Annotated in this window: 8 protein-coding genes and 1 pseudogene; 3 read left to right on the top strand and 6 right to left on the bottom strand. The window is 38.6% G+C overall.

Annotated elements, in window-relative coordinates; translation table 11 throughout:
- Window positions 1–211 (bottom strand): annotated as a pseudogene (locus ACMJ0U_RS04795) (LTA synthase family protein); the annotation flags it as partial.
- A gap of 85 nt (window positions 212–296) precedes the next feature.
- On the opposite strand from ACMJ0U_RS04795, the gene ACMJ0U_RS04790 reads away from it, so the two are divergent.
- On the top strand, window positions 297–1,658 hold the full coding sequence (locus ACMJ0U_RS04790) for a metallophosphoesterase (protein ID WP_417128520.1): 1,362 nt from the start codon (window positions 297–299) through the stop codon (window positions 1,656–1,658).
- On the opposite strand, the gene ACMJ0U_RS04785 is transcribed toward ACMJ0U_RS04790, so the two are convergent.
- Genes ACMJ0U_RS04785 through glf form a run of 5 tightly spaced genes read right to left on the bottom strand, consistent with a single transcriptional unit; the run spans window position 1,655 to window position 6,707 of the window.
- On the bottom strand, window positions 1,655–2,818 hold the full coding sequence (locus ACMJ0U_RS04785) for a glycosyltransferase (protein ID WP_417128519.1): 1,164 nt from the start codon (window positions 2,816–2,818) through the stop codon (window positions 1,655–1,657). The two genes, ACMJ0U_RS04790 and ACMJ0U_RS04785, sit on opposite strands and share 4 nt — an antisense overlap.
- A 4-nt stretch (window positions 2,819–2,822) precedes the next feature.
- Window positions 2,823–3,635 (bottom strand): glycosyltransferase family 2 protein, encoded by an 813-nt coding sequence (locus ACMJ0U_RS04780; protein WP_417128517.1) that lies wholly within the window; start codon window positions 3,633–3,635, stop codon window positions 2,823–2,825.
- Complete coding sequence (locus ACMJ0U_RS04775) at window positions 3,617–4,570, bottom strand: glycosyltransferase family 8 protein (RefSeq protein ID WP_417128515.1); 954 nt, start codon at window positions 4,568–4,570, stop codon at window positions 3,617–3,619. The genes ACMJ0U_RS04780 and ACMJ0U_RS04775 overlap by 19 nt, the downstream gene beginning before the upstream one ends.
- A gap of 3 nt (window positions 4,571–4,573) precedes the next feature.
- Window positions 4,574–5,593 (bottom strand): galactofuranosyltransferase, encoded by a 1,020-nt coding sequence (locus ACMJ0U_RS04770; RefSeq protein ID WP_417128514.1) that lies wholly within the window; start codon window positions 5,591–5,593, stop codon window positions 4,574–4,576.
- 4 nt (window positions 5,594–5,597) lie between these two features.
- Window positions 5,598–6,707, bottom strand: coding sequence for a UDP-galactopyranose mutase (gene glf / locus ACMJ0U_RS04765; protein ID WP_417128512.1), 1,110 nt, complete (start codon window positions 6,705–6,707; stop codon window positions 5,598–5,600).
- 232 nt (window positions 6,708–6,939) lie between these two features.
- Between glf and ACMJ0U_RS04760 the strand changes: the two genes are divergently transcribed.
- Both ACMJ0U_RS04760 and ACMJ0U_RS04755 read left to right on the top strand, forming a co-directional pair.
- Window positions 6,940–8,085: a glycosyltransferase family 4 protein gene (locus ACMJ0U_RS04760; protein ID WP_417128511.1), complete on the top strand. Its 1,146-nt coding sequence runs from the start codon at window positions 6,940–6,942 to the stop codon at window positions 8,083–8,085.
- Window positions 8,082–8,808: lipopolysaccharide kinase InaA family protein (locus tag ACMJ0U_RS04755; RefSeq protein ID WP_417128509.1), on the top strand; the 727-nt coding region annotated here is incomplete at its 3' end. The genes ACMJ0U_RS04760 and ACMJ0U_RS04755, both read left to right, overlap by 4 nt.

Below are 8,808 nucleotides of genomic sequence, written 5' to 3'. Positions count from 1 at the left end.
TAAATAAAGCATTGCTATAAAGAATGGCGGTAGTATCAAAAATAATACCTGCCCCGAAAAGGCTCATGGCATACCCAAAAGTCAAGTGCTCGCTAAATGTATCCCAATTTACACATAGAAACACCAGCCGGCTTAATGTATAACATACATAAACAAGCAATAAATTCCAAACCAGTGACAATACATTGGAAAACAATTCTTTCTTCATCATTTCTCACCTTTTTATAAATACTGAACGGCAAAAATAACGATAAATTTGGAGAACTTCGTATCTTTGCCTTCTAAACCAAACAAAGATGAAGAAAAAACAACGTATCACCCTTGGAATCTCCGTCCTCATTTTACTTGTATTAGGTTTTTGGGTTCATTCCCGCTGGCATGTATGGTTTGGTAATCCGGAAGAACCGGCTTATCTACCACTCAACGCTCCCGGAAGAGTACTATTGACATTTGGAGACAAAGAAGAACTTTCACGTAACATCAGCTGGCAATACGATTCTGTGATTGCCTCTTCATCTTTTGTAGAGTTAATCGACACTTTGGCTAAAGATACTTTACGAATAGAAGCAAAGGGAGAAGTGTTTCAGTCACGTAGTGGCAAAGCTGCCTATTACACAGCCCGTTTACGCTCACTTAAACCAGCTTCCTTTTACAGCTACCGGGTAAGCAACGACGGGAAATATTCCCCATGGTACAGTTTTCATACCTATAATCAGGCCACCCGTAACGATTACTCTTTCATCTATGTAGGCGATGTGCAAGATACTATAAACGGAAAAGCCAATCAGTATCTGAAAGAAGCATTGCAGGCACATCCCAAAACAGAATTCTTTGTCTTTGGAGGTGACCTGACTGAACGCCCTATGGATGCATACTGGGCAGAAACATTCTCTGGCCTTGATTCCATCGGGCAGCACTATCCTGTTTTAAATGTAACCGGTAATCATGAATACCTGAAATATGCCATCCGTAAACTGGAACGTCGTTTCCCATTAGTATTCTCCTATTTTCAAGATTCCATGGTAGGCGACAATCAAGTGTACACACTCAGGTATAATGACCTGCAACTCTTTTTACTCGACAGTAACCGAGAATTCTTTTACCTGTGGTCACAAAAGAAATGGCTGGAAAAAGAACTTCAGGCAAGTGATGCACGATGGAAAATTGTAGTCTTGCATCATCCATTATATTCCGTCAAAGGCAAATACAACAATTTGGCACAAAAAACGATTTTCAACTCACTTATTCAAAAATACAATGTGGACCTCGTCCTGCAAGGCCATGAACACGCTTATGCCCGAATGGCGCTTCACGATGAACAAGGCAGTGCAACTCCTCCCGTTTACACTGTCAGTCACTGCTCCCCCAAAAGCTATAGAATCACATTCGACCAGCGTTTCGACAAATATGGTATTGAAAGCCGATATTACCAGTACATCCGTATTCACGGGGATACCCTCAGCATGAGCACCTACGAGGTACCTGCCGGCAATTTATACGACTCGTTGGATATTGTAAAATCCGGAGTCAAACCAATGATTATTGATCATGGGAAAAACATTCCTGAGCACTTGAACTTCCAGCCGGGAAACAGCAAAAAAGACCAGGAGTATATGAAACGGATTGAGGAGTATAAACGACAAAGACAAAAAAATTAAACAATCCGAGAGTCAGCAGTTTTTGCGACATGCTGACTCATATAATTTTCAAACTCTTGCTCAAAAGAAAACAGATTCCATTTCTGAGTAGCGGTATCTATACATTGTCTCATTCTTTGCTTAATCATATCATCCGAAAGAGATTGTGACCATTCTACAGCCTCAGCTAATGCCTTATCCGTCAGTGAGTGCATCACAAAACCACAAGTTTCTATCCCGTCAAACGAAGCAACCTGAGACACCAAAGGAATAATCCCCATTTTCATTAATGTAATAATAGCACCAGGACAACCTTCACTGGCAGAGGGGTAAATACAAAAAGTAACTTTCTGTAAAATACGACTAAATTCCTCAGAATTGACATTTTGAAAACCCCACAAGGTTATATTCGCCTTATCAACCAATAAAGGAGAATAATATGCCTCAAAATCCGGATCCATTTTTCCTATCACATGTAAATGCAATTCTGGATGATAAAGGAAAAAATCCAAAACGAGATCCAATCCTTTTAAGATACTTCCGGAACTTCCCATCCAAACAAAATGTGTCCTATCATACAATGACATTTTTTCTTTAATATTCACATGATGTAAAATATTGGATGACTGATTAATTAAAGAAATTTTATCCCTCCATTCCATCGGATAAGTTTGTATAGTAACCGATGAGCCAATCTGTAATATTGCATCTATAGGCAAATCGTACAATACAGAAGGAGACATACGAGAATATAACAGTTGTGTATGGTGCTTTTGGTTAAAAGCATCCGTTCGTTCCTTTACCATTCTGTTCTGATACTCAGGATATGCCGTAGTGGCATAATATATCTTCAAGGCAGAAGGATTACGCTTTGCCATAATAGAAAAGCACGGACCTTCACCGAATATGACATCATATGCCTCATGATTACATTCTATCGGTCTATCATAAGTAGCCATGACATAATTATAGCCCAAACGTTTAAAAACCTCTCCAATAACCAAAGCTTCACGTCGATTCTGGTGCTTATCAAACCAAGAAGAATTCCTTTTTTTATAATACACTCGCGGAATATAAGAAATATAAGCCCACTTCCGATTTTTTTTATCTTTATATACGTATCTATCTTTATTGATGTGAAACAAATTCTTCAAGATTCTTATGAGATATTTTCCTTGCATAGCCTTATCTATTCTGTAATCGTTCTCTATTTTTCTGCTTAATTTTCATCAAATAAGTATTTGGAATAAGACCATCTACCATTCTCTTCACAAAATATGAAAACATCTTATTTAGAAAATACAAACGCCATTTCAATGTATGTTCCACCCCACGAATACGAGCACATTCACGCTTTACATCTAATTTATTTGTTGAAGTCGCCCCTTCTGTTGCATCAAATAATGCAATATCCATTGGGAAATATTGTAACTTTTTCCCTCGCTTATATAAATTATATACAAAATGATAATCAGCAGCCAGCCGATAGGATAAATCAAATGGATGATTTCTCATCTCTTCCGTATCTGCAAACATCGATTGATGACAAGCAGGCATTAACTGTAATATGGTCTCCGGAATATTCCCTTTTGCTGGCACAATCCCGTATACTTTTTTCCTTAATGTGTCTCCGTATACAAGTTTGGTATCCGAATCGATGTCAAAGGAGAACAAACGAGTGATTACATCTTCATTGCAAAAAACATCACCGGCATTCATGAAGTTCACCCAACGTCCCAAGGCAAAACCGACCCCTTTATTCATTGCATCAAAAATACCTTTATCTTTTTCAGATACGATTCGCATAGAAATTCCTCTTTTCTGAAACAAAGGTTGCAGTTCATAAATGATATCCAACGTGTTGTCTGTCGACTTTCCATCTATCAATATATATTCCAACGGACGGTAAGTCTGATTCAGAACACTTTGCATAGTTTTAGCAATAGTCTGTTCTGCATTAAAACAAACCGTCACTATAGTTATGAGTTCCTTAGACATAATTCTATACATTTTCTATATTTAGGTTTAGCCAACCTCATAAAATACAATAATCTATCAAACGCTCTTTTTAACTTATATGAAAAAGGCACTACAGGACGCTCGCCTTTCCACGGAGTTAAATCCAGGTAGTGGAAATAAAGACCCTTATAAGGATGCTGAGATTTATATTGCCAGGGTTTCTTTCCTCCCGTATAATGTATAATAACAGGACGGAGCAATTCTTGGTCCAACGCTGCAATTGACTCCGGACGAATGCGACGTTTGCGACGCAAGAAGCCATCTTGTACATTATAGCGGAACGGTAAAAACGACTTACAATCATAAAGTAAAGCGTTTAAAACATCCTGATCATTGAAAATCAATTCATTTACATGCTGGGAAATATACTTTACGGCTTTTTGCTGAAATCCTATCTTCCTCCAATAATCCAAATTCACCAACAATACACCGGCATTAAAATAGGAAAAAGAGGCATCGTAATGCAAACGCGTATAATTGTCAGGTTTTCCACTCCACATATCTTCTATGCACCCCACAGCAACCTCTTTAATATCAGTATTCCAAAAATCCAGCATGGAACCATTTACAACCAAGTCACAATCTAAATAAATGACTTTTTGCAGATTCTGTGGTAAAATAGTTTCTAAAAAAATCCGATAATAGGTAGCCAAAGAGATATGACTATCACCATAAATCACACATCCCTTCAGTAAATCTTCGCCCGCCTCGTAAATCGTCAATGTCTGAGAGTAATGCTTTTCTACCCAATCGCAGAGCAAGCTGCGGGCCTCTACAGACAATTCTCCAGCAATCACATGTATATGGAAACTAACATTCCGATTATTCTCAAACAAAGATGTCAGCATAACCATACAATACTTCACATAAGAAGTATCAATGTTACAAGCTATATGTATTGTTTCTTTTGCCATTCTTTAAAATGCTACTTCAGACAATGCCTTTGTTATATAATACCCCTGACTTAATCTTCTGCTTATTTCTACGGTATTCTGCTTCATCTTTGCATATTGCGCAGGAGTTAATGAAGATAATATTGTATCCAATTCGGCCAGCGAAGATATACAAATCCCGATACCGTTAGAACGTACAAAATCAGAAAGGGCAGCCTGGTCCCAAATAATCACAGGTAATTCACAGCGAATATATAAAGATGTCTTATGTGGATTATTGTATTTCAAATATTCTCCAAAATTACCGGTACAAGCATCTACAGAAAAACCATCCCAAACCAGGCCAAAGTCTCCTTCTGCCGTGGCAATCAACTCATCAGATCGAACAAATCCCTTACAAGTGAAAAATTCTTTTCCTTGCGCTTTTTCCACATCAAATCCATTACCATATAAATTAAACTTATAGGAATGAACATAATTACCCACTTCATATAAGAAAGTATTCTTCCGAGGATTCAAGGCTCCTGCATATACTACTCCGTAAGGTTGTGAAGGAGCCGAATGAGAAGAAGCTGTGGTTTCTGAAAGATAATCAAAAATCTCAAGTACCCCTAAAGGAACCTTGCATCCGTTATCCAACAACCATTGTTTCATTCGAGTATTATGGGCTATTATATAATCAGCATGCCCTAACCGATGAATCTCCTGCGCTACCGTCAGCTTTTTACGACGAAAGCTACCCAAATCATGAATGACAACAATTACCTTAGCACCTTTCCAATGAGCTATCTGGCACACCAGTGTAAAATACTTTTTAAGTGGATATTGCACTACGAGTCTATCACCTTTTTTCAAAGAAAAAGGAAGTTTCAACACACCTGCTAATGTGGCCAGAAAAGCAAGTATGGAATTTGTATAACGCGTCTGACGTAAACCGACGTTTACAAAACCATTTGACTCCATAATCTGCTCTATATCAGTCTTTGCCTTGTTCCCGGCTCCGTCTACTCCTTTATAATTGCGTGACAAATAACAATTTCTCATACATTTATCGATTACATTCTTTTTCCCATAATTCCAATGCCGAAGCTACCGTGTCATCCATATCAGCATAAGTATATTGCCCCAATCGGCCGCCAAATATCACATTCTTACACTGTAAGGCCAGTTCCTGATACCTGAGATACATAGCTCCATTTTGCTCGTCATTTACCGGATAATAAGGTTCTTTACCTGGTTCATACATATCCGGATACTCATAGGTAATGACCGTATGCGGTTGCTTTCCGTATTCAAAATGCTTATGCTCAATCACACGGGTATAAGGAATCTCTCGAGCTGTATAATTTACCACTGCATTCCCCTGAAAATCTTCTATTTCCAGTATTTTTTCTTCAAATCGCAGGCTACGATATTCCAGATGCCCGCATTGATAGTCAAAATATTCATCAATACACCCAGTAAACAAAATACGGTCTGCCACTCCTTCCCAGCGAGTACGTTCAGTAAAGAAATCAGTATTTAATCGAACCTCAATGCCTTCAAGCAAAGCATCGATTAATTTATTATATCCACCTTCAGGAATTCCTTGATAACGGTCATTAAAGTAATTATTATCATATACAAAGCGGAAAGGAACCCGGCGAATTATAAACGCTGGCAACTCTTTGGCAGAACGTCCCCATTGCTTCTCTGTGTATCCCTTTATCAGGCATTCGTATACATCTTTTCCACACAATTTCAAAGCCTGTTCTTCCAAATTAGCCGGAGTCACGATATGACTGTATGCCGCACATTGTTCTTTTATCTTTTCTTTGGCTTCCGCAGGGGTCACTACTCCCCACAGCTGATAAAAGGTATTCATGTTAAACGGCAAATTAAACAATCGATCACGGAAACGTGCCAACGGTGAATTAATAAAATGATTAAATGGAACCAATGCATTTACATAGTCCCATACATTTTTATTGTCTGTATGAAAAATATGAGCACCATACTTATGCACGTGAATTCCATCTACATCCTCACAATATAAATTCCCGCCTTTATGGGAACGTCTGTCTATTACCAGACAGCTTTTCCCTGCCCGGGTTGCTTCACGAGCAAAAACTGCTCCAAACAGTCCGGCTCCTACAATCAAATAATCATACTCTTTCATTACAGCCCAAACAATTATTTTAATTTATACTCATGCTTTTCGCAAAACTACACAAAAAGAATGAATTACATAATCTTTTGAGAATTTAGTATACCAAAAGCTTTTGAAAAGCATTAAAAGAAACGTAGTCTTCATCTTTTTTACCTGCAAAAACAAATGATTTTCACATTCAATTGGTAAAATAGAGAAGAAAACCTACCTTTGTAAACTTCGTAACCATTATATATTTAATATGAGGATAGGATTTGATGCCAAACGAGCCGTACAAAATTTTACCGGATTAGGGAACTACAGCCGTTACCTGATTGAGATTCTTTATCGTTTCTATCCAGAAAACGAATACTTCCTTTACGTTCCGCATATCCGTTCCAATCCTCGATTCAACCACTTGCTTGGTGTGTGTCCTTCACTTTCCTGCATCTCTCCCAAAGGATTATGGAAAAAATGCCGTTCTATCTGGCGCTCCATCGGTATGACCAGTAACCTAAAGAAAGACCATATCACTGTTTTTCATGGTCTTAGCAATGAGCTTCCGCTCAATATCCGGAAAGCTGCTCACACCCGAAGCGTAGTAACCATCCACGATTTGATTTTTCTGCGCTATCCACAATGTTATCCACCTATTGACCGCTTCATTTATACGTATAAATTCAGAAAGGCATGCCAGGATGCAAATGCCATAATTGCCATCAGTCAATGTACCAAACGGGATATTGTACACTATTTCGGTATTGATACAGGTAAGATTCACGTTATTTATCAAGGATGTGATGAAGCATTTACCCATCCGGCAACAGAGCAGCTTAAGCAAGAGGCAAGAGAAAAATATCATCTTCCTGCAAAATACATTCTCTGTGTCGGGAGTATAGAAGAAAGAAAAAACGCATTATTAGCTGTAAAGGCCATGCCTGGAATACCAGAAGATATTCACCTGGTTTTAGTGGGAAAACGTACTAACTATACCAACCAGATTGATGCGTTTATCAAAAGCTATCGGCTGGAACAACGTGTGCATCTTCTTCATGATGTAACCTTCCAGTATCTACCAGCTATTTACCAACAGGCAGAAATTTTTGTCTACCCTTCCCGGTTTGAAGGCTTTGGAATTCCCATTATTGAAGCTCTTCATTCTGCTATACCCGTCATTGCTGCCACCGGCTCTTGCCTGGAAGAAGCAGGCGGGCCAGATTCTCTCTACGTACATCCAGACGATAAAGAAGGCATGACAAAAGCAATCTGTAGTTTGCTGAATCACCCGGAGAAGAAACAGCACATGATAGAACAAGGCTTGAAATACGTTACCCGTTTTTCAGAACAAAGACAAGCCGAAGAATTGATGAACTTGTATCGCTCACTTACAGAAGAAAAAACAATATGAAAATAGAAATTTCTCCAGATTATAAATACATGGCAAAAGAACTCTTTGATATTCCACGTATGTTCGACGAGGAACAAGGAGAAATTGTCTATTCAGGCAGAAACTTAGTACGCCGTTTCATTATTCAAGGCACACCAGTCGTTGCCAAACGATTCAAACGAGTTAACTTCTTTCAACAGATTGCATATACATTCTTTCGCAGTACCAAAGCAGAAAGGGCCTTTCGCTATGCCGTAATCTTCAGAAAACGCGGGATAGAAACTCCTCACGAGATTGCTTTTCTTGAAACATATGAACACGGGCTGTTCACTACCGGATATTTTATTTGTACAGCATGTCCAGACCCTCCGGCCTTCCCTTTCCTGGTACCTAAAGAAGATTACGACAAAACACTTGCTACAGACTTAGTGTCACTAATCGTTTCCATGCACCAGAAAGGTATTGTACATGGAGATTTGAATTTCGGTAACTTCCTGTTTCGGAAATCGGAAAAAGAAGCGCATTATCAGTTTCAGGTAATCGATATTAACCGTTCTCTCTTTTTTGATACATGCCCCCCCAAAGAAGTATGTCTCAAAAATCTAAGTACCATTACGCACCGAAGAGATTTATTTGAGTTTATGATTAGAGAATATGCACGGCAAAGAAAATGGGATGAAGAAGAAACGCTTACACATACCACAGATTACTTACAAAAACTGGAACAAAAACATGAAAGAAAAG

The organism is Phocaeicola sp., assembly GCF_048170425.1.
Taxonomy (GTDB): domain Bacteria; phylum Bacteroidota; class Bacteroidia; order Bacteroidales; family Bacteroidaceae; genus Phocaeicola.
The sequence above is the reverse complement of the archived record's forward strand: the minus strand, read 5'-3'. Positions and strand labels throughout refer to the sequence as shown.